We start from the raw sequence: 21,583 nt of genomic DNA, 5'->3' as shown, positions 1-21,583 counted from the left end.
AGGTAGATAGATAGAGAGTAGAGAGACCAGGAGACAAGACATGAGAAGCACAACACTCCTCCGACGCCATCTGCGCACCCTGGCCGTGGGAGCGCTCGCGGCATGGGCCGCAGCCTCCGGCCATGCGCAGGGCAGTGCCGACGCGTATCCCGACAAGCCGGTGACGCTGATCGTGCCGACGGCGGCGGCGGGCGGCACCGACACCATCTCGCGGCTGATCGCGGACGCGCTCTCCAAGTCGCTGAAGCAGCCCTTCATCATCGACAACCGCCCGGGCGCCAACGGCATCCTCGGCACCGAGCTCGCGGCGCGCGCCACGCCCGACGGCTACAAGCTGCTGTTCACCTACGCGGCGGCGACGGTGGTGAACCCCAGCCTCTACAGGAAGCTGCCCTACGACCCGCTGAAGGACTTCGCGCCCGTGGCGCAGATCGGGCGCGGCGGCAACCTGCTGCTTGTGCGGCCGGACCTGCCGGTGAAGACGCTCAAGGAATTCGTCGCCTATGCCAAGGCCCGCCCCGGCAAGCTCAACTATTGCTCGTGGGGCAGCGGCTCCGGCGGCCACCTCGCGATGGAGAGCCTCAAGAAGCAGGCCGGCCTGTCGATGACGCACGTGCCCTACAAGGGCAGCGGCCCCTGCGTGCAGGACCTGATGGGCGGGCAGGTGGACGCGGCCTTCGCCGACATGTCGTCCACGGTGGAACTGGTGCGCGCCGGGCGCCTGAAGGCGCTGGCCAACAGCGGCCCCTCGCGCATCCCGATGCTGCCCGACGTGCCGACGATGATCGAGGCCGGCTATCCCTTCACGAACTACTCCTGGTACGGCGTGCTGGCGCCCGCGAAGACGCCTCCGGCCATCGTGAAGAAGCTCAACGTGGCGGTGAACCAGGTGCTGAAGGACCCGGCCGTGGTGCAACGGCTGCGCGAACTGAACTTCACCGACCTGCCGCAGAACACGCCCGAGCAGTTCGCCGCGACGATGCAGAAGGACCTGCACGACTGGAGCGTGCTGGTGAAGGACATCGGGCTGACGCTGGAGTGAAGCCCCGGCCGCGCCCGCCTTACTTGGCCAGCGACTTCAGCGCAAGCTTGATGCCCTCGCTCACCGTCGCGTCCTTCGGCAGTGCCTTCAGCGCAAGCGCGGCTTCCTTGTCGCTGTAGCCCAATGCGACCAGCGCCTGCAGGATGTCGGCCTGCGCGTCGGAGGCGGCGTGCGCCGGCAGGCCGATGTCGGCGCCGAGCTTGCCCTTGAGCTCCAGCAGGAGCCGCTCGGCCGTCTTCTTGCCGATGCCCGGGATCTTCACCAGCCGGCCCAGCTCCTGCGTGGTGATCGCCTGCGAGAGCTCGCCCACGCTCATGCCCGAGAGCAGGCCCAGCGCGGTGCGCGGGCCCACGCCGGTGATCTTGATGAGCTGGCGGAAGGCGGCGCGCTCTTCCGCCGTGCCGAAGCCGTAGAGAATCTGCGCGTCCTCGCGCACGACGAAGTGCGTGAGCAGCGACACCTTGGTGCCGACGTTCGGCAGGTTGTAGAACGTGCTCATCGGCACGTCGACCTCGTAGCCGACGCCGTTGCAGTCCACCACCACCTGCGGCGGATTGCGCTCCGCCAGAATGCCGGTCAGTTTGCCTATCATTGGCTCCCCCCCGTTGCTTGCTCACTTCGTGTAGCCGCTTCCCCCCTCAAGGGGGCAACACCGGCGGCCCGGCAAAGCCGGTTCCGCGGTGTTCCCCGCCTTGGACTGCGTTTTTTCGAGCGTGGCTGGTCTTGCATAGGGCTGCCGATTAGATGGAAATGGATACCGCGTGATTCTGCGACACACCTTTACCCCACTGAACAATTCGCGCCTCAGCCACCTGTGCGGCCCTCTGGACGCGCACCTGCGCCGCATCGAGGACGCGCTGGGCGTGAAGATCGCGCACCGCCATGAGCAGTTCAAGGTCGACGGCCCCAAGGCCCCCGCGCAGCGCGCGATGGACGTGCTGCAGGCGCTGTACGAGATCGCCCAGCGGCCTATCGACGCTGCGGTGGTGCAGCTCACGCTGGCCGGCGACGGCGGCATGCTCGAAGGCGACGAGGACGTGGCGATGCTCGTCACCCGCCGCGGCGACCTGCGGCCGCGCACGCCGACGCAGGCGATCTACCTCGACAACATCGCGAAGCACGACATCACCTTCGGCATCGGCCCGGCCGGCACCGGCAAGACCTACCTGGCTGTGGCCTGCGCGGTCGACGCGCTGGAGCGTGCGGCAGTGCAGCGCATCGTGCTGACGCGCCCGGCGGTGGAAGCGGGCGAGCGGCTGGGCTTCCTGCCTGGCGACCTGACGCAGAAGGTCGACCCCTACCTGCGGCCGCTGTACGACGCGCTCTACGACCTGATGGGCTTCGAGAAGGTGCAGAAGGCCTTCGAGCGCAATGCACTCGAAATTGCGCCGCTGGCCTTCATGCGCGGGCGAACGCTGAACAATGCCTTCGTGATCCTCGACGAGGCGCAGAACACCACGCCCGAGCAGATGAAGATGTTCCTCACGCGCATCGGCTTCGGCGCGCGCGCGGTGGTGACGGGCGACGTGAGCCAGATCGACCTGCCCAAGAACCAACTCAGCGGCCTGATCGACGCCGAGCGCGTGCTCAAGCGGGTGAACGGCATCGCGATGACGCACTTCACCAGCGCGGACGTGGTGCGCCATCCGCTGGTGGCGAAGATCGTCGATGCCTACGACGGCCAGCGCAAGCGCGCGGGAGGCCACTGAGATGGCGGCATCGAAGCTCCCGGCGCTTTCGCTCTCGCTGCAGTTCGGCCGCTTCAAGGGCGTGGAGCGCCATCGCGCCGCGCTGCCGCGCCACAGCGTGACACGCTGGATACGCCATGCACTGGACATCGATGGCGAGATCACGGTGCGCATCGTCGATGCCGACGAAGGCCAACGACTGAACCGCGAGTTCCGCGGCAAGGACTACGCGACCAACGTGCTCACCTTCGACTATGCGCAGGGCCCCGTCGTGATGGCCGACCTGGTGCTGTGCGCGCCGGTGGTCGCGCGCGAGGCGAAGGAAAACCGCAAGACGCTGGCCGACCACTACGCCCACCTCCTGGTGCACGGCACGCTGCATGCGCAGGGCTGGGACCACGAGACCAGCGAGGCCGACGCCGACGAGATGGAGGCGTACGAGATCGAGATCCTCGCGGGGCTGGGCATCCGCAGCCCCTACGGCAAGTAGATAGCAGGCCGCGGCGCTACGCCGTCATCTGCAGCGGGATGGTGACCGGCCCGTCGTTCAGCAGGTGCACCTGCATGTCGGCGCCGAATTCACCGGTGGCCACCACCGGGTGCGCGGCGCGGGCCTGCGCCACGAAGTACTCGTAGAGGCGCCGGCCTTCGTCGGGCGGCGCGGCCTGGGTGAAGCTGGGGCGGTTGCCCGCGCTGGCGTCGGCCGCCAGCGTGAACTGGCTCACCACCAGCAGGCCGCCGCCGATGTCCTGCACGCTGCGGTTCATCTTGCCGGCCTCGTCCGCAAAGATGCGCAGCTTGAGGATCTTGGCGAGCATGCGGTCGGCGAGCGCGTCGACGTCGCCGCGCTCGGCGCACAGCAGCACCAGCAGGCCCGCATCGATGGCGCCGACGGTGCGGCCGGAAATGTCTACGCGGGCATTCGCCACGCGCTGGAGAACGGCTTTCATAGGGGGTGATGTTCGCCGGCCTGGGTGGCGCGGGCTTCCATGGTCAGGGGCAACAGCTGGATGGTGACGCGCAGGCCGGGCACGGCGTCCATGAGCGCCTGCTCGAGTTCGTCGCGCATGCTGGCGGCGTGCTGCAGCGTCCAGTCGCCGGGTACGTGCATGTGCAGGTCGGCAAAGCGGCGCTGGCCGGCGCTGCGCGTGACCATGTCGTCGAAGCGCAGCCGCCTGCCTTCGGGCACGCGGGTAGCGAAGGCGTCGATGGTGGCGCGCACGGTGGCGAGGGTCTCGGGGTCGAGGGCCTTGTCCATCAGGCCCTGCGAGGAGCGCCACACCAGCTTGACGCCCTCGCGGGCGATGTTCAGCGCGACGCCGATGGCCAGCACAGGGTCGAGCCAGAGCCAGCCGGTGAGCATCACGCCGACGATGCCGACCAGCACGGCGGCGGAGGTCCAGACGTCGGCCATCAGGTGGCGGCCGTCGGCCTCCAGGGCAATCGAGCGGTGGGCGCGCGCCGCGCGGAACAGCAGGAAGGCCAGCCCCGCGTTGAAGCCCGAGCTGAGCACCGACAGCGCCAGGCCCCAGCCCAGCTGCTCCAGCGGCTGGGGCGACAGCAGGCGCTGCACCGAGACCCAGAGGATGGCGACGGCGGCCCCGACGATCAGGATGCCTTCGAAGCCCGAGGAGAAATATTCGGCCTTGTGGTGGCCATAGGGGTGGCCGTCGTCGGCCGGCCGCTCGGCGATGGTCACCATGGCCAGCGCGAAGACGGCGCTCGCGAGGTTCACGAAGGACTCCATGGCGTCCGAGATCAGGCCCATGGAATTCGTCATGTAGCCGGCCAATCCCTTGAGCGCGATCGTGATCAAAGCCACGGCAATCGAGGCGCGCAGCAGCGTCTTAGGGGTAAACATCATGCAAATGCCATCAGGAATGGAGCAGGAAGCAACGCGAAAAGCGGTAAAAGACCGCAGAAACAGCCTGAATTATCGGCCTCGTGTCCATATGTAACGCCTTCGCATTAATAATGTTTGGCAAACGTTGCGCAACTGTTATTCGCAGAGAGCCAGATGATGAAAAACCTCGTGACCGCCCTCGGCGGCCTCGCCATCGCGGGAGCCGCCATGCTGGCGCAGGCCCAGACGCCGCCGGCCGCACCCGCGGCCTCCCCCGCGACTGTTCCCGCTCCGGCACCTGCTCCCGCTCCAGCAGCGCCTGCTCCCGCAGCAGCCGTGCCGGCTCCAGTGCCTGCCGCTGCCGCTGCCAAGGCCGATCTCCAGGCCGGCTTCGTGAAGTCGGTGCGCGGCAACGTCCAGCTGCTCAACGGCGCGGGCGCCGCCCGCACCGCCAGCCCCGGTGACGCGCTGGGCGCCGTGGACCGCATCGTGACCGGCCCCGACTCCTCCGCCGCCGTGGTGCTGCGCGACGACACGACGCTGGTGGTCGGCCCCTCGTCGCGGCTCGATCTCAAGGAATTCCATTTCGACGGCACCACGCGCGAGGGCGGCATCCTGCTGTCGCTGCTGCGCGGCTCGATGCGCATGATCACCGGCCTCATCGGCAAGACCAACCCCGACGCGGTTCGGGTCGAGACGCAGACCGCCACCATCGGCATACGCGGCACCGACTTCATCGTGCAAGCCGACGGCCAGCCATGATGAAGACGCAGATGCCGAAACTCCAATCCTCCCGTTTCCCCTCCCTTCTCGCGGCCACGCTGGCCGCAGCGCTTCTGGCCGCCTGCTCCACGCCCGGCACGCGTGTGGTGCTGCTGCCGCAGGCCGACGGCAGGCCCTCGGCGGTGGTGGTTCGCGCCAAGGACGGCGAGGAAGTGCTCTCCACGCCCTACCAGCGCGCCACGGCCGCGGTCGGCGCCAAGGGCGCACCGGTGGTCGACAACGTCGATCCGGCCAAGGTGCAGGCGGAGAACAAGCCGCTGTTCGACATGCGCCCGCCCCCGCCGCAGCGCTACACGGTGTACTTCGAACTCGGCGGCACCACGCTGACGGCGGCGTCGCAGCAGATCATGAGCGAGGCGCTGGCGGCGGCGCTGGCGCGCAGCGGCGGCGACATCGTGGTCACCGGCCACACCGACACCAAGGGCAACGGCGACCAGAACGACGAGTTGTCGCGCCGCCGGGCGCAGGAAGTGGCCCAGCTCTTCGTGGAGCGCCAGTTCCCGGCCAACCGCATCGAGGCCGTGGGCCGCGGCGAACGAGACCTCGCCATCCAGACCGCCGACGACGTGGACGAGCCGCGCAACCGGCGCGTCACCATCGAGGTCCGCTAATTAGAAATAGAGGGATCGAGCAGGTCGCCCCGGAGGGCGATCAGCTCAGGGTCACGCGCGCGAACTTGCGCTTGCCGACCTGAACCACGTAGCTGCCGGCAGGCAGCTTCAGCGCCTTGTCGCTGACCACGGCGGAATCGATGCGCACGCCGCCACCGTCGATCAGGCGGTTGCCTTCCGAGGTCGAGGGCGCGAGGTTCGCCTGCTTGAGCACCTGGGCGATGCCCAGCGGGGCGCCCGAGAGCGACACCTCCGGAATCTCGTCCGGCACGCCACCCTTGCTGCGATTGATGAAGTCCTGCTCGGCCGCATCGGCCGCCGCCGCGCTGTGGAAGCGGGTGGTGATTTCCTTGGCCAGCGCGACCTTGGCGTCCTTCGGGTTGCGCCCGCCCTCAACCTCGGCCTTCAGCGCCGCGATCTGCTCCAGCGACTGGAAGCTCAGCAGGGTGTACCAGCGCCACATCAGGTCGTCGGAGATCGACAGCACCTTGGCGAACATGGTGTTGGCGTCTTCGCTGATGCCGATGTAGTTGTTCTTGCTCTTGGACATCTTCTCGACGCCGTCGAGCCCTTCCAGCAGCGGCATAGTGAGGATGCACTGCGGTTCCTGGCCGTATTCCTGCTGGAGATGGCGGCCGACGAGCAGGTTGAACTTCTGGTCGGTGCCGCCCAGCTCCAGGTCACTCTTGAGCGCGACCGAGTCGTAGCCCTGCATCAGCGGGTAGAGGAATTCGTGCACCGAGATCGACTGGCCGGCCTTGAAGCGCTTGTTGAAATCGTCGCGCTCCATCATCCGGGCCACCGTGTACTTGGCGGCCAGCTGGATCATGCCGCGGGCGCCCAGGGGGTCGCTCCATTCGGAGTTGTAGCGGATCTCGGTCTTCTCGGGATCCAGCACAAGGCTGGCCTGCTTGTAGTAGGTCTGGGCGTTGGCCTCGATCTGCTCGCGGGTGAGCGGCGGGCGGGTACTGTTGCGGCCGGAGGGGTCGCCGATGGTGGTGGTGAAGTCGCCGATCAGGAAGATCACCCGGTGGCCCAGGTCCTGCAGCTGGCGCATCTTGTTGAGCACCACGGTATGGCCGACGTGGATGTCCGGCGCGGTGGGGTCCAGGCCCAGCTTGATGCGCAGCGGGGTTCCGGTGGCTTCGGAGCGCTGGAGCTTGCGCACCCATTCGTCCTGCGGCAGCAGCTCGTCGGCGCCCCGGAGGGAGATTTCGAGCGCGCGTCCTACACTATTCGAGAGGCTCATGGATGTAACAGAATCGGCCTTTACGGGCTTTTTTAGCTGATTTTTGGGGTGCCGAAGCTATACTCAGCCCGACTTTTCTAGCGCCGAATTCTAAGCGGCGCTCTTTCCGCACCGTCTCCTGCCGCCCTGAACGTTACTGGGCCTTGCAGCACGGACCTGCAGAACCTGAGCTGGAATTCATAGTTTGATCAACGGCATCCTTGCCGCCGAGGAGCTTCTCGCTTCCCGCGTGGCTTACACATTCCGGACGTACCCCAGGCAGATCACCGCGATCATCGCGGGCGCGCTGCTGAGCGCCGGCACCCTCGCGGTGGCCTCCCTGGGCCCCGACGCATCCGACCTCCCCGTCCACCAGATCCTCGAAGCCACGGCGCCCGTCTCGTTCGCCGACCAGAGCGAATCGCTCGAGAACTTCAGCTTCACCCTCTTCCGCACCGACGTCACCCGCTCCAGCGACACGGCCGATGCGCTCATGAAGCGCCTGGGCATTTCCGACCCGGCCGCCACCGCCTTCGTGCGCGGCAGCGTCGAGGCCCGCAACGCGCTCTTCTCGCGCGCCGGCCGCACCGTGACGGCCGAGGCCACGCAGGAAAACCAGCTCAAGAAGCTCAGCGCCCGCTGGATTCCCGACGGCGACGGCGGCTTCAAGCGCTTCGTCATCGAGCGCACGCCCACCGGCTTCTCGGGCGTCACCGAGCGCGATTCGCTCACCCCCGGCACGCGCCTGGCGAGCGGCACCATCCGCACCTCGCTCTTCGCCGCCACCGACGACTCGCGCATCCCCGACGCCGTGGCCAGCCAGCTCGCGGACATCTTCGCGGGCGACGTCGACGTGCGCAACCTGCGCAAGGGCGACCGCTTCGCCGTGGTGTACGAGACCTTCGAAGCCGACGGGCAGGCGCTGCGCAGCGGCCGCGTGCTGTCGGCCGAGTTCGAGAACAACGGCAAGATCCACCAGGCCGTCTGGTTCCAGCCCCCCGGCGCAGGCCAGAAGGGCAGCTACTACCGCCCGAACGGCGACAGCCTGCGCAAGGCCTACCTGGCGACGCCGGTCGAGTTCTCGCGCGTGTCCAGCGGCTTCGCGATGCGCATGCATCCGATCCTGAACAGCTGGCGCCAGCACAACGGCATCGACTACGCGGCGCCCACCGGCACCTCGGTGCGCTCGGTCGGCGACGGCACGGTCGACTTCGCCGGCACGCAGAACGGCTACGGCAACATCGTCATCATCAACCACCGCAACAACCAGCAGACGGCATACGCTCACCTGAGCCGCATCGACGTCAAGGCCGGCCAAGCGGTGAGCCAGGGCCAGACGGTCGGCGCGGTGGGCTCCACCGGCTGGGCCACCGGCCCGCACCTGCACTTCGAATTCCGCGTGGGCGGCGTCTACCAGGACCCAGCCTCCATCGCACAGGAAGGCGGTGCTCCGATCACCGCTGCCATGCGTCCTGCCTTCGAGCGCGTTGCCGTGGGCGCGCGCACCGAGCTGGCCGCGGCCTTCTCCGTCATTCAGGCCAGCGCCGACTGACCTCCCGGCGATGGCGGCCGAGGAGCTTTTCATCGGCCTCATGTCGGGCACCTCGCTCGACGGCGTCGATGGCGTGCTAGCCGACTTTTCGGGCGGCCGCATCGCGGTCAAGTCCTACGCCACAGCCCAGTTTCCGGTGGCACTGCGCGCCGAGCTGCTGGCGCTGAACACGCCGGGCGACAACGAACTCCACCGCGCGGCGCTGGCCGGCAACGGCCTGGCCCGCGCCTACGCCGGCGTCGTCGCCCAGCTGCTGGCCGACAGCGGCACCGATGCCGGCGCGATCACCGCCATCGGCGCGCACGGCCAGACCGTGCGGCACCGGCCGCTCGAGTTCGACGAAGTCGGCTACACGCTGCAGATCAACAACCCCTCGCTGCTGGCCGAGCTGAGCGGCATCGACGTGGTGGCCGACTTCCGCAGCCGCGACCTCGCGGCCGGCGGCCAAGGCGCACCGTTGGTGCCGGCATTCCACCGCGCGCTGTTCGGCAGGCCGGACGAGACGGTTGCGGTGCTGAATATCGGAGGCATTTCCAACCTGAGCCTGCTGCCGGCCACCAACCGGCCGGCGGGCGCGCCCACGGTGCTCGGCTTCGACTGCGGCCCCGGCAACGCGCTGATGGACCACTGGTGCCAGGCCCATCAGGGCCAGCCCTTCGACCGCGGCGGCCAGTGGGCGGCCAGTGGAAAGGTGCTGCCCGGCCTGCTCGCGCAGCTTCTGGCCGACCCGTATTTCGCCCGGACCCCGCCCAAGAGCACCGGCCGCGACCTGTTCAATCCCGACTGGCTCGCCGCGCAGCTCGGCACCGCGACCATGGCGCCCGAAGACGTACAGGCCACGCTGGCCGAACTGACCGCGCATGCCTGCGCGGCGGACCTCAAGAGCTACGGAAAAGATAGCAAGCTGCTGATCGTCTGCGGCGGCGGCGCGCTGAACGACCACCTGCTCGCCCGGATGCGCGCCCTGCTGCCAGGCGTGACGGTCGCGGCTTCCACCGATCACGGGCTGCCGCCCCTGCAGGTCGAGGCCGCCGCCTTCGCCTGGCTTGCCCGCGCAACGGTGCGCCGCGAGCCGGGCAACCTCGCCAGCGTGACCGGCGCGCGCGGCGCTCGGGTGCTGGGCGCGATCTACCCCGCCTGACCCGATCAGCCTTGGCCGGAAACCTCCGGCTGCGCCGGGTGCGGCGCACGCACCTCCGAGGGCAGATGCCAGAAGATGAGCGCGGAAGCGATCGTGATGAGCCCCATGGTCGCAAAAGTCGCCTGAAAGGCGTCCAGCGTATGGGCCGGCGTGTCGGTGCCGAAGACACCGTTGTAGCCCGCCAGCACCGCGCCCGCGGCGGCCACGCCCATGCTCATCGCGAGCATCTGCACCATCGACAGCAGGCTGTTGCCGCTGCTGGCCGTGCTGCCGTCCATGTCCTTCAGCGTGATGGTGTTCATGGCCGTGAACTGCAGCGAATTGACCGCGCCGAAGGCCAGCAGCTGCAGCACGTGCAGCGCCATCGGCTGGCCCGGCGCCGTGAGCCCGAAACTGGCCATGGTGCAGCCGACGAGGATGGTGTTGACCACCAGCACCTTGCGGTACCCATGGCGGGTGATCAACGGCGTGGCGAAGCGCTTCATGGCCATGCCGGCCAGCGCGATCGGCAGCATCATCAGCCCGGCGTGCACCGGCGAGTAGCCCATCGACACCTGCAGCAGCAGCGGCACCAGGAAGGGCATGCAGCTGCTGCCCAGCCGCGAGAACAGGTTGCCGATCAGGCCGATGCTGAGCGTGGGCACGCGGAAGAGCGAGGGCGCGAACAGCGGCTCGGGCGTGCGCGCGGCGCGCAGCCAGTAGCCGGCGATGCTCGCGAAGCCGAAGATCAGCACCACCATCACCCCGCCCTGGCGCAGGCCCACGCCGTCGAGCGCGAGCGAAATCGCCACCATGCCGAAGGCCAGCATCGCGTAGCCCACGCTGTCGAAGCGCTTGAGCGCCGCGCCCCGCAGGTCGGGCATGTACTTCAGCGTGGCGATGCAACCGGCCAGCCCCACGGGCACGTTGATCAGGAAGATCCAGTGCCAGGAGGCGTACTGCACCAGCCACCCGCCCAGCGTGGGGCCCAGCAGGGGCCCGATCAGCCCCGGGATGGCCACGAAACTCATCGCCTGGAGAAACTCCCCGCGCGGCACCGTGCGCAGCAGCGACAGCCGCCCGACAGGCAGCAGCAGCGCTCCGCCGAGCCCCTGCACCACCCGCGCCGCCACCAGCTGGCCCAGGCTGTGCGACAGCGCGCACAGCACCGAGCCCAGCGCGAACAGCACGATGGCCGAAAAGAAGATGCGCCGGGTGCCGAAGCGGTCGGCGATCCAGCCCGAGGCGGGGATGAGCATCGCCATGGTGAGCGCGTAGGCCACCACCACCGACTGCATGCGTAGCGGGCTTTCGCCCAGGCTCGCGGCCATCGCGGGCAGCGCCGTGTTAATGATGGTGGCGTCGAGCGTCTGCATGAAGAAGCCGACGGCCACGAGCCACAGCAGGCTCCTGCGAACGGGTTGATCGGCGGGCTCAGCCTCGGGAGTCGTCATGGCGCGAAAGGAAACGGGAACGAAAAAGCCGCCCGAAGGCGGCTTTCTGGGGGGAGGCTGGTCAGCGGCATCCAGGCATCAGGCCGAGAAACTCGACCCACAGCCGCAGGTGCTGGTGGCGTTCGGGTTCTTGATCACGAACTGGGCGCCTTGCAGGTCTTCCTTGTAGTCGATCTCTGCGCCGACCAGGTACTGGTAGCTCATGGCATCGATGAGGAGCGACACACCGTTCTTGGTCATGGTGGTGTCGTCTTCGTTGGTGATCTCATCGAAGGTGAACCCGTACTGGAAGCCGGAGCAGCCGCCACCCTGCACGAACACGCGCAGCTTGAGGTCGGGGTTGCCTTCTTCGGCGATCAGGTCGGCCACCTTGGCTGCCGCGCTGTCGGTGAAGATGATCGGCTCGGGCATCTGGGTCTGGATGTTTTCGGCTACGGCGCTCATGGGCTAATAACTCCTTGGGGGGCCGGATGTGCGGCCAATGAAACGAATCCTACTGCAATGACGCGATCCCGGCAGGCCATGGCCGGCTCGCACCCCATTGCAAGTGGGGTCGGAGCAGCCCGGTACCAGGGGCCTCCAACGAAAAAGCCGCCCGAAGGCGGCTTCTTGTTCGCTCGCAGGAAGCGGATCAGCGCTTGCTGAACTGCTTGCGGCGACGGGCGGAGTGCAGACCGACCTTCTTACGCTCGACTTCACGTGCGTCGCGCGTGACGTAGCCAGCCTGGCTCAGCACCGACTTCAGCGCCGCGTCGTAGTCGATCAGCGCGCGGGTGATGCCGTGGCGGGTAGCGCCGGCCTGGCCCGATTCGCCGCCGCCGTGCACGTTGACCATCACGTCGAAGGTTTCGAGGTTGTTGGTCAGCGCGAGGGGTTGCTTCGCGATCATGATCGAGGTTTCACGGCCGAAGAAATCCTGGATGTCCTTGCCGTTGACCGTGATCTTGCCCGAGCCCTTTTTCAGAAACACGCGGGCGACGCTCGATTTGCGACGGCCGGTGCCATTGTTCCATTCACCAATCATTCTCAAGGCTCCTTAGATTTCCAGCGTCTTGGGCTGCTGGGCGGCGTGCGGGTGCTCAGCACCACCGTACACCTTGAGTTTCTTGATCATTGCGTAACCGAGCGGGCCCTTGGGCAGCATGCCCTTGACAGCCTTTTCCAGGGCGCGGCCCGGGTGCTTCGATTGCATGTCGCGGAAGTTCGTCGCCGTGATACCGCCCGGGTAGCCCGAGTGACGGTAGTACACCTTGTCGATGGACTTGGCGCCGGTGACGCGCAGTTGCGATGCGTTGATGATGACGATGAAGTCACCGGTATCGACGTGAGGCGTGTAAATGGCCTTGTGTTTGCCGCGCAGACGGAGAGCAACTTCGCTGGCTACTCGTCCGAGGACCTTGTCGGTCGCGTCAATCACAAACCACTCGTGCGTCACGTCAGCGGGCTTTGCGCTGAACGTTTTGGTCATGAGTTTTCTCTTGAAAAGAGGGTTTGGCGGGCCCTTTTCCACGGTCGGCGTTCCTCTGACGGGAATCTCTTAGGTGGGTTTCGAAGTCTTCGCCGCGGGGCCACAAAAACGCTGCGAAGCCCGCGATTATACGAAGAATGGCCCTGGGCGGGCAAATTCGCCCGTATCCAGCCCCAACACCGTTACCATCCTCCCCCTATGTTCAGTTACCGCCACGCCTTCCATGCCGGCAACCACGCCGACGTGCTCAAGCACACGGTGCTGATTGCCACGCTCGACCACCTGCTCGAAAAAGAGGCGGCGCTGACGGTCGTCGACACCCACGCCGGCGCCGGCCTCTACCGCCTGGACGGCGACTACGCCGGCACCAGCGGCGAGGCGGCAGACGGCGTCCTGCGCCTTCGTTCGGACAAGAAAGAGCCCGCCACGCCGGCTCCTGCGACAAAGCCTGCTATCAAAAAGGCAGCACCCGAAGCCGAAGCCCCGCTGGCCGACGCCATTGCCCGCTACCTGAGCGTGATCAGCGACTTCAATCCGAAGGGCGGCGCCCGCGTCTACCCCGGCTCGCCCTTCATCGTGCAGCACCTGCTGCGCGACCACGACAAGCTCAAGCTGTTCGAGCTGCACCCCACCGACGCGCGCACCCTGGACGCCAACATCGCCCAACTGGAGGCCGGCCGCCAGATCGCCGTGCTGCGCGAGGACGGCTTCGGCAGCGCCACCAAGTTCCTGCCGCCGCCGTCGCGCCGCGCGCTGGTGCTGATGGACCCCAGCTACGAGATGAAGACCGACTACGGCCGCGTGCTCGACTTCATGGCCGAGGCGCTCAAGCGCTTCGCCACCGGCACCTATGCGGTCTGGTATCCGATCATTCCGCGCCCCGAGGCGCACGATCTGCCTCGCCGGCTCAAGACGATGGCGACGAAGGCCGGCAAGTCGTGGCTGCACGCCACGCTGACGGTCAAGTCCAGCAAGATCACGAAAGATGCCGCCTCGGGTGAAACGCACCGGCCGGGCCTGCCGGCCAGCGGCATGTTCCTGATCAACCCGCCCTACACGCTGAAGCCGATGCTGGCGGCCGCACTGCCGCAGCTGGTGGAGCGCCTGGGCCAGGACCGCAACGCCGCCTTCTCGCTCGATTCGGGCGGCTGAGCCGGTCGAATCTCCCAACCTTTTTACTTGCGACGCCGGGGCGGTACCGCCGCCTTGCGCCGAACCGGAACCGGTGCCCGCGCCCGCTGCTGCGACGGCTCGCTCGACGCCGCCGGCGCCGCTGCATCGCCGGCTTCCACCGGCAAGCCGCCGCAGCGCATGCCGTCGCGGTCGACGACCGTCAGCGCCACCTGCTTGATGCCCAGCCCCGTCAGGCCGATGCGGTCGGCCGCCGCGCGGCTCAGGTCGATCACCCGGCCTGCCGCATAGGGCCCGCGGTCGTTGATGCGCACCAGCACCTCGCTGCCATTGACGAGGCTGCGAACGCACACGCGCGTGTTGAAGGGAAGGGTCTTGTGCGCCGCCGTCATGGCGGTCATGTCGAAGCGCTCGCCGCTGGCGGTCTTGCGCTGGTGGAACTGGATGCCGTACCACGAGGCGCCGCCGCGCTCGAAGATCTCGCGCGGCCCGTCGTCGGGCACGCCGTCGTCCGGCGCCTGCTCGCCCGTGCCGGAGACGGCGAGGTCATAGCGCACCGCCGGCACGCTGGAGCGCGCGGCCGCGCCCGGAGGCACCGCGATGGCGCGAGGCAGGGGCAGCAATTTCGCGTTGCCCTCGGCGTCGGTCGCAGGCGGCATGGCGCATCCCGCGAGAACGCAGGTCGCCGCGGCAAGCGCCGCCCGAAGCCCCGCGCGCCCTCTCAATCGAGGCGCTCCAGCACAGCCAGCGTGGCCGCCGACTGGTTCATCGTGTAGAAGTGCAGCGCCGGTGCGCCGCCTTCCTGCAGGCGCGCGCACAGGTCGGTGACCACGTCGAGGCCGAAGGCCTTGATCGACGCCGTGTCGTCGCCGAAGCTCTGCAGCCGCAGGCGGATCCAGCGCGGAATCTCGGCGCCGCAGGCGTCGGAGAAGCGCATGAGTTGCGTCGAGCTCGTGATCGGCATGATGCCCGGCACGATCGGGGTGTCGAGCCCGAGCTTGCGCACGTCGTCGACGAAGCGGAAGTACGCCTCGGGGCTGAAGAAATACTGCGTGATCGCCGAATCGGCGCCCGCCTTCACCTTGGCGGCGAAGGCCTGCAGGTCGGCCTCGGGCGAGCGGGCCTGCGGGTGGATCTCGGGGTAGCAGGCCACCTCGATGTGGAAGTCGCGGCCGGTCTCCTCGCGGATGAAGCCGACGAGGTCGCTCGCGTACTGGAACTCGCCGCCGATGCCGTAGCCGCTGGGCAGGTCGCCGCGAAGGGCCACCAGGCGCTTGACGCCCATGGCCTTCAGCTCGGCGAGCTGCTCGCGCACGGTGGCGCGCGTGGCGCCGATGCACGAGAAGTGGCTCGCGGCGTCCACGCCCTCGGCCAGGATCTCCTGCACCGCGCCGAAGGTGCCCTGGTGCGTGGAGCCGCCCGCGCCGTAGGTGACCGAGCAGAACTGCGGCTTGCGCGCATAGAGCTGCTGGCGCACCGCGCGCAGCTTGACCGCGCCTTCGGGCGTCTTGGTCGGAAAGAATTCGAAACTCAACGGAAGGCGCACCTGCGTCTCCTTAGGAACCGTTCGCGCGCACGGCGCGCTCGGCATGAATGAAAAACTCGCGGTTGCCGTCGCCACCGGCGATCGGGCTGTCGAACCACTGCAGCACCCGCAGGCCGAGCGCCTCGCAGGCATCGCGCAGGCGCTTCTCGACCACCGCGTACATCGACTCGTCTCGCACGATGCCGCCCTTGCCGACCTGGCCGGGCTGCAGCTCGAACTGCGGCTTGACCAGCATCAGCAAGCGGCCCTCGTCGGCCAGAAACTCGACCACCGCCGGCAACACCAGCGTGAGCGAGATGAAGGACAGGTCACCCACGACCAGGTCGAAGCGCGACTCGCCCTCCTCGCCCAGATCGTCGGCCGAGAGAGCGCGCGCATTGACGCCCTCGATGGCCACCACGCGCTGGTCCTCGCGCAGCCGCGCATGCAGCTGCCCGTGGCCGACGTCGACGCCCACCACCCTGGCGGCGCCGCGCTGCAGCAGGCAATCGGTGAAGCCGCCGGTCGACTGGCCCACGTCGAGGCACAGCTTGCCGGCGGCGTCGATACCGCTCGCCGCCAGAGCGCCTTCGAGCTTGAGCCCGCCGCGCGACACGTAGCGCGCTTCCGCCGCGTCGAGCAGCTCGAGCTCGGCCGATTCGGGCACGTCGTCCTTGTTCTTGACGACGTCGCGCCACGCGTCGCCCGAGCCCGCATCACGCCAGCGCAAGCCGCCGGCAATGAGCCGCACGGCCTGCGAACGCGATGCGGCAAGGCCGCGCTCCACCAGCAACTGATCGGCGCGCATGCGTTGGCTGTCGCCGCTCAGTAGCGGTAGGTGTCCGGCTTGTAGGGGCCGTTCTTGTCCACGCCGATGTAGGCGGCCTGCGTGTCGGTCAGCTCGGTGAGCATGGCGCCGACCTTCTTCAGGTGCAGGCGCGCGACCTTCTCGTCGAGGTGCTTCGGCAGAACGTAGACCTTGCCAGCCTGGTAGGCGTCGGGCTTGGTGAACAGCTCGATCTGCGCGATGGTCTGGTTCGCGAACGACGACGACATCACGAAGCTCGGGTGGCCCGTGCCGCAGCCCAGGTTCACGAGGCGGCCCTTGGCCAGCAGGATGATCTTCTTGCCGTCGGGGAACTTGATGTGGTCGACCTGCGGCTTGATCTCTTCCCATTCGTACTTCTCGATCGAAGCGACGTCGATCTCGTTGTCGAAGTGGCCGATGTTGCAGACGATGGCCTGGTCCTTCATGGCGGCCATGTGCTCGTGGCGGATCACGTCGCGGTTGCCGGTGGTGGTCACGAAGATGTCGGCCTTGTCGGCGGCGTATTCCATCGTCACGACCTTGTAGCCTTCCATGGCGGCCTGCAGGGCGTTGATCGGGTCGATCTCGGTCACCCACACCTGCGCCGACAGCGCGCGCAGCGCCTGGGCCGAGCCCTTGCCCACGTCGCCGTAGCCGGCCACGCAGGCGATCTTGCCGGCGATCATCACGTCGGTGGCGCGCTTGATGCCGTCCACCAGCGACTCGCGGCAGCCGTACAGGTTGTCGAACTTGCTCTTGGTGACCGAGTCGTTCACGTTGATGGCGCGGAACAGCAGCGTGCCCTTGGCCGACATTTCGTTCAGGCGGTGCACGCCGGTGGTGGTTTCTTCGGTCACGCCGATGATCTCGGCCGACTTGCGGGTGTACCAGGTGCCGTCGACGGCCAGCTTGGCCTTGATGGCGGCGTAGAGGATGCGCTCTTCCTCGCTGGTCGGGTTGGCGAGCACGCTCTGGTCCTTCTCGGCGCGCTGGCCCAGGTGCATCAGCAGCGTGGCGTCGCCGCCGTCGTCCAGGATCATGTTCGGGCCTTCGCCCTTCGAGCCCTTGGGGCCGAAGTCGAAGATGGCGTGGGTGTAGTCCCAGTAGTCCTTGAGCGACTCGCCCTTGATCGCGAACACCGGCGTGCCCTTCTCGGCGATGGCGGCGGCGGCGTGGTCCTGCGTCGAGAAGATGTTGCACGAGGCCCAGCGCACCTGCGCGCCCAGCGCCTGCAGCGTCTCGATCAGCACGGCCGTCTGGATGGTCATGTGCAGCGAGCCGGTGATGCGCGCGCCCTTCAGCGGCTGCGACTTCGAGAACTCCTCGCGGATGGCCATCAGGCCGGGCATCTCGGTTTCCGCGATGCGGATTTCCTTGCGGCCCCAGGCGGCGAGGGACAGGTCGGCGATCGCCTGGTCGGCGGTCGAAACGGGGGTGGGTTTGAGAACAGCGCTCATGGGAACTCCAACAAAACTGGTTTGAAGATGCCGCTGCGTACGGAAAAAGACTCACCGCAAGAACAGCGGGTGAGCGTCGTTGCGATGTGGTCCGAGCCTCACGCCTGATGGCGCTGCAACGCTCCTCGGAGCGGCGGATTGTAGACGGGGCACGAGCGGGCGCCAATGCTCGGGGTTTGGCCGGCATTTGTCATCCCCGGCATGTCATTGACCTCTGGTTACGATTTCAACAGGTTCGGTTCAGGAGCCGCCGGCTTGCTGCCGAGCCCACTTGAAAACAAAAGGACACGACATGAGGAAGAGGATGACGAGGTATCTCGCGAGCTGGGGCATGGTCGCCTTGCTGGCGGCCTGCGGAGGGGGCGGAGGAGGAGGAGGCTCCGGCCTCTCGCTGTCGTCGGGCGGCAGCGGGAAACCCGAGGTCGCGGCAGCCAAGACCCTGGGCACGGCCGACGCGCGCAACGGCAGCTACCGCGTCTACGCGGCCAACGGCACGCAGCAGCAGCTCTCGGTCGATTTCGACGCCGGCAGCTACACGATGACGGACAACCTCGGCGCGGCCGAGTCCGGCACTTTCGCCGAAGACTTCACCGAGCCCGGCACCTACGTGTTCGCGAGCGGCCGCATCACCACCGCGGCCAACACCTCGCGCTTCCGCGTGACCACCGACACCATCGTCGGCGCCTTCCCGTTCCAGACCGCGTACTCGAGCCCCGCTGCCTACGCCGCGCAGCCCTTCGTGGCGGCGCGCGACTTCGTCACCACCGCCGCGCTGATCGACGGCACCTACAACCGCTTCAGCGTCACGCGCAGCCCCGGCGGCGTGCAGGACTCGACGATCCTCTCGATGCGCCTGTCGGGCAGCGGCACGGTGCTGGAGTTCTGCAACGACTCGATCATCTACAAGATCGACCTCTGCCCCGCCGCCTCGAAGCGCACCTACGCCGTCACGCCGGGCGTCGACAACGCCTGGGTCGCGACCAACGTGGCCAACAGCAGCGACGTCGCCAACTTCCGCGTGGCGCGCATCGGCGGGCAGAACGTGTACCTCGGCGGCGGCGTCAGCGTCTCGCCGGCCCAGCAGTTCATGCGCATCGGCCTGCCCGAGTCTTCGAGCTGGCCGACCACGCGCGGCATCGGCTCATCGACCACGGGCAGCTGGGGCACGAACCTGATCAGCACCACCAGCTCGGTGCGCACCTCCACCGGCACGGACGACACCTTCGGCACCCTCACGATGCCGGTGGACAGCACGGCCTACACGAACCAGCCCCTGGGCATCCGCGGCGTCAACTTCACCGGCGCGAGCAAGTACTTCGCGATGCAGGCCGGCGAGCTTTCGGTGCTGGTCGGCGCACGCAACAACACCGCCACGCAGGGCTACATCCAGCTCAACCTGATCGACACCGGCGCCACGCCCGACGCGCGCAACGGCCGCTACAAGGTCTACGCCACCAACGGCTCGCGGCAGACGCTGGCGCTGAACCTCGACAGCAAGCGCTACGAGATGACCGATGCCGCCGGCACCGTCGCCTCGGGCAGCTTCGCCGAGGACACGGCCGAGCCGGGCAGCTTCATCTTCGCGAGCAGCCGCATCACGAGCGCCGCGAACACGGCGCGCTTCCGCTTCACGACGGACACGGTGGTCGGCGCGTTCCCGTTCGCGGTCGCGCAGGTCACGCCCGAGAGCTACGCCGTGCGGCCCTTCGTGGCATCGCGTGCGCTTGTGAAGACGCAGAGCGCCCTCGACGGCACCTACAACCGGCTGGGCATCAACATGACGGCCACCGGCGGCGATTCGTCGATCACCCAGATCCAGATCGCCAACGGCGGCACCGTGCTCTACCTGTGCAACGACAACGTGATCTACCGGATCGACAACTGTCCTTCCGCATCCGTGCTGACGTACACCGTGTCGGCTGGCACCACCGTGGACACCTGGCGCATCGTGAACGTGGCCAATCCGTCGGACAACGGCACCTTCGCGGTCGCGCGCGTCGGAAGCGAGAACATCTACCTCTCGGCCGGCAATGTGGCGTCGACGCCCCCGAGGTCGGTGTTCCGCATCGGCCTGCCCGAACGCGCCACATGGCCCACCGTCATCGCGCGCGGCAGCGCCACCAGCGGCGGATGGGGCAGCACCGGCCTCGACGCGTCGTACTACACGCGCACGCAGACGCTGCCCGACGGCACTAGCGCCACGCTCGCCGCGACGCTGGGTTCGATGGGCACGAACGGTCCGCTCAACATGCGCGCGGCGACCTTCATCGGCCCGAACTACCACTTCGCGAGCCAGAGCAGCAAGCTCTTCGCGATGGTCGGCTCGCGCAACCCGGCCACGGCCGGCACGATGGAGATCGACCTGATCGACTGACGCCGCGGGCGCTTCGCCCTGAAGGCCAGGAAGGCCGCATGCCGCGCTCGTGGCATGCGGCCTTTTTTCATTGCTCATTCAGGCCTAAGACGGCCGCCTGCACGTTTCGCCGACGCGACGTACATTGGCCGGCCCACAGCCCCTCCCCTGAAAAGCCAACATGCAGATCCACTCCTCCAGCACGCCCAGGACCTTGCTCTCGGCCCTTGCTACCGCCGCCAGCCTGACCGCGGCCCTGCTTCCGGCCATCGCGTCCGCCCAGAGCGCCGACACCGTCCGCATCCGCGGCACTCTCGTGCGCGTCGATGCGAACACCCTGGTCGTGCAGGACCGCACCGGCGAGGTCGTCTCGCTCGCGCGCCCGGCCCACCTGTCGGTATCCGAGGTCTATCCGATCAAGCTTTCGGACATCAGGCGCGGCAGCTTCATCGGCACCGCCGCCATGCCGCAGGCCGACGGCACGCAGAAGGCGCTCGAAGTGGTCGTGTTCCCCGAGGCCGCGCGCGGCACCGGCGAAGGCCATCGCCCATGGGACCTGCTGCCCGAAAGCACCATGACCAACGCCACCGTCGCCGACCTGGCCGCGGCGCCGAAGTCGGTGCGCGGCGGCCAGCAGCTGCACCTGACCTACAAGGGTGGAGAGAAAACCGTCGTGGTGCCGCCCGACGTGCCGGTGGTCACCTTCCGACCCGGCACCGATGCGCTGCTGGTGCCCGGCGCCCGGGTGCTGGTCAATGCGCAGGAGAAAAACGGTACGCCCACCGCCTTGCGCGTGACGGCCGGGCGCAACGGCTTCGCGCCGCCGATGTAGCCCCGAAGCCGGCAACGAACGCGGGCACGCACCCAAGGGAAATCCCGCAGGCATTTTTGTCGCTGCGGCGACCTCCGGCGCACCGGCGCGGCGTATCGTGGCGAGGGATTTTTGCCGTCAGGCTGGTCCTCGCCATCCAAACGTCCACCGTCACAGGAGATTCCGCACCATGGCCACTGCCAAGAAAGCCGCCGCCAAGAAGACCACCGCCAGCAGCAGCACCAGCACCGCCGGCGCGAAGAAGGCGGCGCCCGATGCCGCGGACATGCTCAATCCACTGAAGGGCATGGCCGACCGGCTGCAGAGCCTCAACCTGACCGGTGGCGCCGGCAAGCTGCTGGAAAGCGGCCGCAAGGACCTGGCGGCGCTGATGGAGGCCAACGAGAAGTCGTACAAGGGCCTGCAGACCGTCGTGCAGCGGCAGACGGAAATGATCAAGAGCGCCATCTCCGAGTGGCAGACCGCCGCCAAGGAAATGCCCGGCAAGGACCCGAAGGAAAACCTCGCCAAGCTCGACGAGCTCGGCCGCCAGTCGTTCCAGCGCGCCATCGACGACATCAAGGAGCTGGCCAACCTCGCCGCCAAGTCGCAGGCCGATGCCTTCGACGTGGTGCGCCAGCGCATCCAGGCGAACGTGGACGAAGTGACGAAGATGCTGCAGCGCAAGTAATACGCTTGCGCGCCCGGC

General features: G+C 67.9%; 23 protein-coding genes and 1 riboswitch. Of the genes, 11 read left to right on the top strand and 12 right to left on the bottom strand.

Annotated features, from left to right (window positions below):
* Window positions 1-40: 40 nt before the first annotated feature.
* Window positions 41-1,042: a Bug family tripartite tricarboxylate transporter substrate binding protein gene (locus ACAM57_RS03675; protein WP_369660737.1), complete on the top strand. Its 1,002-nt coding sequence runs from the start codon at window positions 41-43 to the stop codon at window positions 1,040-1,042.
* Window positions 1,043-1,061: 19 nt separating this feature from the next.
* Here ACAM57_RS03675 and ruvA read toward each other — a convergent pair whose 3' ends face one another.
* Window positions 1,062-1,634, bottom strand: a complete 573-nt coding sequence (ruvA, locus tag ACAM57_RS03670) for a Holliday junction branch migration protein RuvA (RefSeq protein ID WP_301506293.1) — start codon at window positions 1,632-1,634, stop codon at window positions 1,062-1,064.
* 169 nt (window positions 1,635-1,803) lie between these two features.
* Here ruvA and ACAM57_RS03665 point away from each other — a divergent pair, with 169 nt between their 5' ends.
* Window positions 1,804-2,751, top strand: coding sequence for a PhoH family protein (locus tag ACAM57_RS03665; RefSeq protein ID WP_184640862.1), 948 nt, complete (start codon window positions 1,804-1,806; stop codon window positions 2,749-2,751).
* 1 nt (window position 2,752) lies between these two features.
* On the top strand, window positions 2,753-3,220 hold the full coding sequence (ybeY, locus tag ACAM57_RS03660; RefSeq protein ID WP_369660736.1) for an rRNA maturation RNase YbeY: 468 nt from the start codon (window positions 2,753-2,755) through the stop codon (window positions 3,218-3,220).
* A gap of 16 nt (window positions 3,221-3,236) precedes the next feature.
* Here ybeY and dtd read toward each other — a convergent pair whose 3' ends face one another.
* Together dtd and ACAM57_RS03650 are read right to left on the bottom strand one after the other, a co-directional pair.
* Window positions 3,237-3,680 (bottom strand): D-aminoacyl-tRNA deacylase, encoded by a 444-nt coding sequence (gene dtd / locus ACAM57_RS03655; RefSeq protein ID WP_126184774.1) that lies wholly within the window; start codon window positions 3,678-3,680, stop codon window positions 3,237-3,239.
* Complete coding sequence (locus tag ACAM57_RS03650; protein ID WP_369660735.1) at window positions 3,677-4,594, bottom strand: cation diffusion facilitator family transporter; 918 nt, start codon at window positions 4,592-4,594, stop codon at window positions 3,677-3,679. Before ACAM57_RS03650 ends, dtd begins: the two co-directional genes overlap by 4 nt.
* 153 nt (window positions 4,595-4,747) lie before the next feature.
* Here ACAM57_RS03650 and ACAM57_RS03645 point away from each other — a divergent pair, with 153 nt between their 5' ends.
* The gene (locus tag ACAM57_RS03645; protein ID WP_184640865.1) at window positions 4,748-5,335 is read left to right on the top strand and encodes a FecR domain-containing protein; all 588 of its coding nucleotides are present in this window, start codon (window positions 4,748-4,750) and stop codon (window positions 5,333-5,335) included.
* A gap of 11 nt (window positions 5,336-5,346) precedes the next feature.
* The gene (locus ACAM57_RS03640) at window positions 5,347-5,967 is read left to right on the top strand and encodes an OmpA family protein (RefSeq protein WP_369660734.1); all 621 of its coding nucleotides are present in this window, start codon (window positions 5,347-5,349) and stop codon (window positions 5,965-5,967) included.
* Window positions 5,968-6,007: 40 nt separating this feature from the next.
* On the opposite strand, the gene tyrS is transcribed toward ACAM57_RS03640, so the two are convergent.
* Window positions 6,008-7,216 carry a tyrosine--tRNA ligase gene (tyrS, locus tag ACAM57_RS03635; protein WP_369660733.1) on the bottom strand — a complete coding sequence of 403 codons (1,209 nt, stop codon included), beginning with the start codon at window positions 7,214-7,216 and terminating at the stop codon, window positions 6,008-6,010.
* Window positions 7,217-7,400: 184 nt separating this feature from the next.
* Here tyrS and ACAM57_RS03630 point away from each other — a divergent pair, with 184 nt between their 5' ends.
* Entirely contained in the window at window positions 7,401-8,747 is a 1,347-nt protein-coding gene (locus ACAM57_RS03630) for a M23 family metallopeptidase (protein WP_126023692.1), read from the top strand.
* A 10-nt stretch (window positions 8,748-8,757) separates the two neighbouring features.
* The gene (locus ACAM57_RS03625) at window positions 8,758-9,888 is read left to right on the top strand and encodes an anhydro-N-acetylmuramic acid kinase (protein ID WP_369660732.1); all 1,131 of its coding nucleotides are present in this window, start codon (window positions 8,758-8,760) and stop codon (window positions 9,886-9,888) included.
* A 5-nt stretch (window positions 9,889-9,893) separates the two neighbouring features.
* Here the strand turns inward: ACAM57_RS03625 and mdtD are convergent, their stop codons facing one another.
* From mdtD to rplM, 4 genes are all read right to left on the bottom strand, one after another.
* A complete protein-coding gene (gene mdtD, locus ACAM57_RS03620) occupies window positions 9,894-11,321 on the bottom strand; it encodes a multidrug transporter subunit MdtD (RefSeq protein WP_369660731.1) in 1,428 nt (475 codons plus the stop codon).
* 78 nt (window positions 11,322-11,399) lie between these two features.
* A complete protein-coding gene (erpA, locus tag ACAM57_RS03615) occupies window positions 11,400-11,765 on the bottom strand; it encodes an iron-sulfur cluster insertion protein ErpA (protein WP_019656358.1) in 366 nt (121 codons plus the stop codon).
* 187 nt (window positions 11,766-11,952) lie between these two features.
* Window positions 11,953-12,345: a 30S ribosomal protein S9 gene (gene rpsI / locus ACAM57_RS03610; RefSeq protein ID WP_126023695.1), complete on the bottom strand. Its 393-nt coding sequence runs from the start codon at window positions 12,343-12,345 to the stop codon at window positions 11,953-11,955.
* Window positions 12,346-12,357: 12 nt separating this feature from the next.
* On the bottom strand, window positions 12,358-12,789 hold the full coding sequence (gene rplM / locus ACAM57_RS03605; protein ID WP_019656360.1) for a 50S ribosomal protein L13: 432 nt from the start codon (window positions 12,787-12,789) through the stop codon (window positions 12,358-12,360).
* Between the two features lie 198 nt (window positions 12,790-12,987).
* On the opposite strand from rplM, the gene ACAM57_RS03600 reads away from it, so the two are divergent.
* The gene (locus tag ACAM57_RS03600; protein ID WP_369660730.1) at window positions 12,988-13,941 is read left to right on the top strand and encodes a 23S rRNA (adenine(2030)-N(6))-methyltransferase RlmJ; all 954 of its coding nucleotides are present in this window, start codon (window positions 12,988-12,990) and stop codon (window positions 13,939-13,941) included.
* Window positions 13,942-13,964: 23 nt separating this feature from the next.
* Here the strand turns inward: ACAM57_RS03600 and ACAM57_RS03595 are convergent, their stop codons facing one another.
* The 4 genes from ACAM57_RS03595 to ahcY form a co-directional block, all read right to left on the bottom strand.
* The gene (locus ACAM57_RS03595; RefSeq protein ID WP_184640870.1) at window positions 13,965-14,579 is read right to left on the bottom strand and encodes a septal ring lytic transglycosylase RlpA family protein; all 615 of its coding nucleotides are present in this window, start codon (window positions 14,577-14,579) and stop codon (window positions 13,965-13,967) included.
* Between the two features lie 62 nt (window positions 14,580-14,641).
* The gene (gene metF / locus ACAM57_RS03590) at window positions 14,642-15,466 is read right to left on the bottom strand and encodes a methylenetetrahydrofolate reductase [NAD(P)H] (protein ID WP_126023698.1); all 825 of its coding nucleotides are present in this window, start codon (window positions 15,464-15,466) and stop codon (window positions 14,642-14,644) included.
* Window positions 15,467-15,476: 10 nt separating this feature from the next.
* On the bottom strand, window positions 15,477-16,253 hold the full coding sequence (locus ACAM57_RS03585) for a TlyA family RNA methyltransferase (RefSeq protein ID WP_369660729.1): 777 nt from the start codon (window positions 16,251-16,253) through the stop codon (window positions 15,477-15,479).
* 17 nt (window positions 16,254-16,270) lie between these two features.
* The gene (ahcY, locus tag ACAM57_RS03580) at window positions 16,271-17,710 is read right to left on the bottom strand and encodes an adenosylhomocysteinase (RefSeq protein ID WP_126023700.1); all 1,440 of its coding nucleotides are present in this window, start codon (window positions 17,708-17,710) and stop codon (window positions 16,271-16,273) included.
* A gap of 64 nt (window positions 17,711-17,774) precedes the next feature.
* Window positions 17,775-17,843: riboswitch (S-adenosyl-L-homocysteine riboswitch) on the bottom strand.
* 159 nt (window positions 17,844-18,002) lie between these two features.
* Between ahcY and ACAM57_RS03575 the strand changes: the two genes are divergently transcribed.
* The 3 genes from ACAM57_RS03575 (at window position 18,003) to phaP (ending at window position 21,565) form a co-directional block, all read left to right on the top strand.
* Complete coding sequence (locus ACAM57_RS03575; protein ID WP_369660728.1) at window positions 18,003-20,084, top strand: hypothetical protein; 2,082 nt, start codon at window positions 18,003-18,005, stop codon at window positions 20,082-20,084.
* A gap of 160 nt (window positions 20,085-20,244) precedes the next feature.
* Window positions 20,245-20,895, top strand: a complete 651-nt coding sequence (locus ACAM57_RS03570; RefSeq protein ID WP_369660727.1) for a hypothetical protein — start codon at window positions 20,245-20,247, stop codon at window positions 20,893-20,895.
* A 169-nt stretch (window positions 20,896-21,064) separates the two neighbouring features.
* Window positions 21,065-21,565, top strand: a complete 501-nt coding sequence (phaP, locus tag ACAM57_RS03565; protein WP_126023703.1) for a TIGR01841 family phasin — start codon at window positions 21,065-21,067, stop codon at window positions 21,563-21,565.
* Window positions 21,566-21,583 lie beyond the last annotated feature (18 nt).

This window comes from Variovorax sp. V15 (assembly GCF_041154425.1).
In the GTDB taxonomy this organism is placed as follows: domain Bacteria; phylum Pseudomonadota; class Gammaproteobacteria; order Burkholderiales; family Burkholderiaceae_C; genus Variovorax; species Variovorax guangxiensis.
The sequence above is the reverse complement of the archived record's forward strand: the minus strand, read 5'-3'. Positions and strand labels throughout refer to the sequence as shown.

Excerpts from the sequence above, each read along its gene's own strand:
- ACAM57_RS03675 (WP_369660737.1), top strand. The coding sequence starts at position 41 with ATGAGAAGCACAACACTCCTCCGACGCCATCTGCGCACCCTGGCCGTG.
- ruvA (WP_301506293.1), bottom strand. The coding sequence starts at position 1,634 with ATGATAGGCAAACTGACCGGCATTCTGGCGGAGCGCAATCCGCCGCAG.
- ybeY (WP_369660736.1), top strand. The coding sequence starts at position 2,753 with ATGGCGGCATCGAAGCTCCCGGCGCTTTCGCTCTCGCTGCAGTTCGGC.
- dtd (WP_126184774.1), bottom strand. The coding sequence starts at position 3,680 with ATGAAAGCCGTTCTCCAGCGCGTGGCGAATGCCCGCGTAGACATTTCC.
- ACAM57_RS03650 (WP_369660735.1), bottom strand. The coding sequence starts at position 4,594 with ATGATGTTTACCCCTAAGACGCTGCTGCGCGCCTCGATTGCCGTGGCT.
- ACAM57_RS03645 (WP_184640865.1), top strand. The coding sequence starts at position 4,748 with ATGATGAAAAACCTCGTGACCGCCCTCGGCGGCCTCGCCATCGCGGGA.
- ACAM57_RS03640 (WP_369660734.1), top strand. The coding sequence starts at position 5,347 with ATGCCGAAACTCCAATCCTCCCGTTTCCCCTCCCTTCTCGCGGCCACG.
- tyrS (WP_369660733.1), bottom strand. The coding sequence starts at position 7,216 with ATGAGCCTCTCGAATAGTGTAGGACGCGCGCTCGAAATCTCCCTCCGG.
- ACAM57_RS03625 (WP_369660732.1), top strand. The coding sequence starts at position 8,758 with ATGGCGGCCGAGGAGCTTTTCATCGGCCTCATGTCGGGCACCTCGCTC.
- mdtD (WP_369660731.1), bottom strand. The coding sequence starts at position 11,321 with ATGACGACTCCCGAGGCTGAGCCCGCCGATCAACCCGTTCGCAGGAGC.
- erpA (WP_019656358.1), bottom strand. The coding sequence starts at position 11,765 with ATGAGCGCCGTAGCCGAAAACATCCAGACCCAGATGCCCGAGCCGATC.
- rpsI (WP_126023695.1), bottom strand. The coding sequence starts at position 12,345 with ATGATTGGTGAATGGAACAATGGCACCGGCCGTCGCAAATCGAGCGTC.
- rplM (WP_019656360.1), bottom strand. The coding sequence starts at position 12,789 with ATGACCAAAACGTTCAGCGCAAAGCCCGCTGACGTGACGCACGAGTGG.
- ACAM57_RS03600 (WP_369660730.1), top strand. The coding sequence starts at position 12,988 with ATGTTCAGTTACCGCCACGCCTTCCATGCCGGCAACCACGCCGACGTG.
- ACAM57_RS03595 (WP_184640870.1), bottom strand. The coding sequence starts at position 14,579 with ATGCCGCCTGCGACCGACGCCGAGGGCAACGCGAAATTGCTGCCCCTG.
- ACAM57_RS03585 (WP_369660729.1), bottom strand. The coding sequence starts at position 16,253 with ATGCGCGCCGATCAGTTGCTGGTGGAGCGCGGCCTTGCCGCATCGCGT.
- ahcY (WP_126023700.1), bottom strand. The coding sequence starts at position 17,710 with ATGAGCGCTGTTCTCAAACCCACCCCCGTTTCGACCGCCGACCAGGCG.
- ACAM57_RS03575 (WP_369660728.1), top strand. The coding sequence starts at position 18,003 with ATGAGGAAGAGGATGACGAGGTATCTCGCGAGCTGGGGCATGGTCGCC.
- ACAM57_RS03570 (WP_369660727.1), top strand. The coding sequence starts at position 20,245 with ATGCAGATCCACTCCTCCAGCACGCCCAGGACCTTGCTCTCGGCCCTT.
- phaP (WP_126023703.1), top strand. The coding sequence starts at position 21,065 with ATGGCCACTGCCAAGAAAGCCGCCGCCAAGAAGACCACCGCCAGCAGC.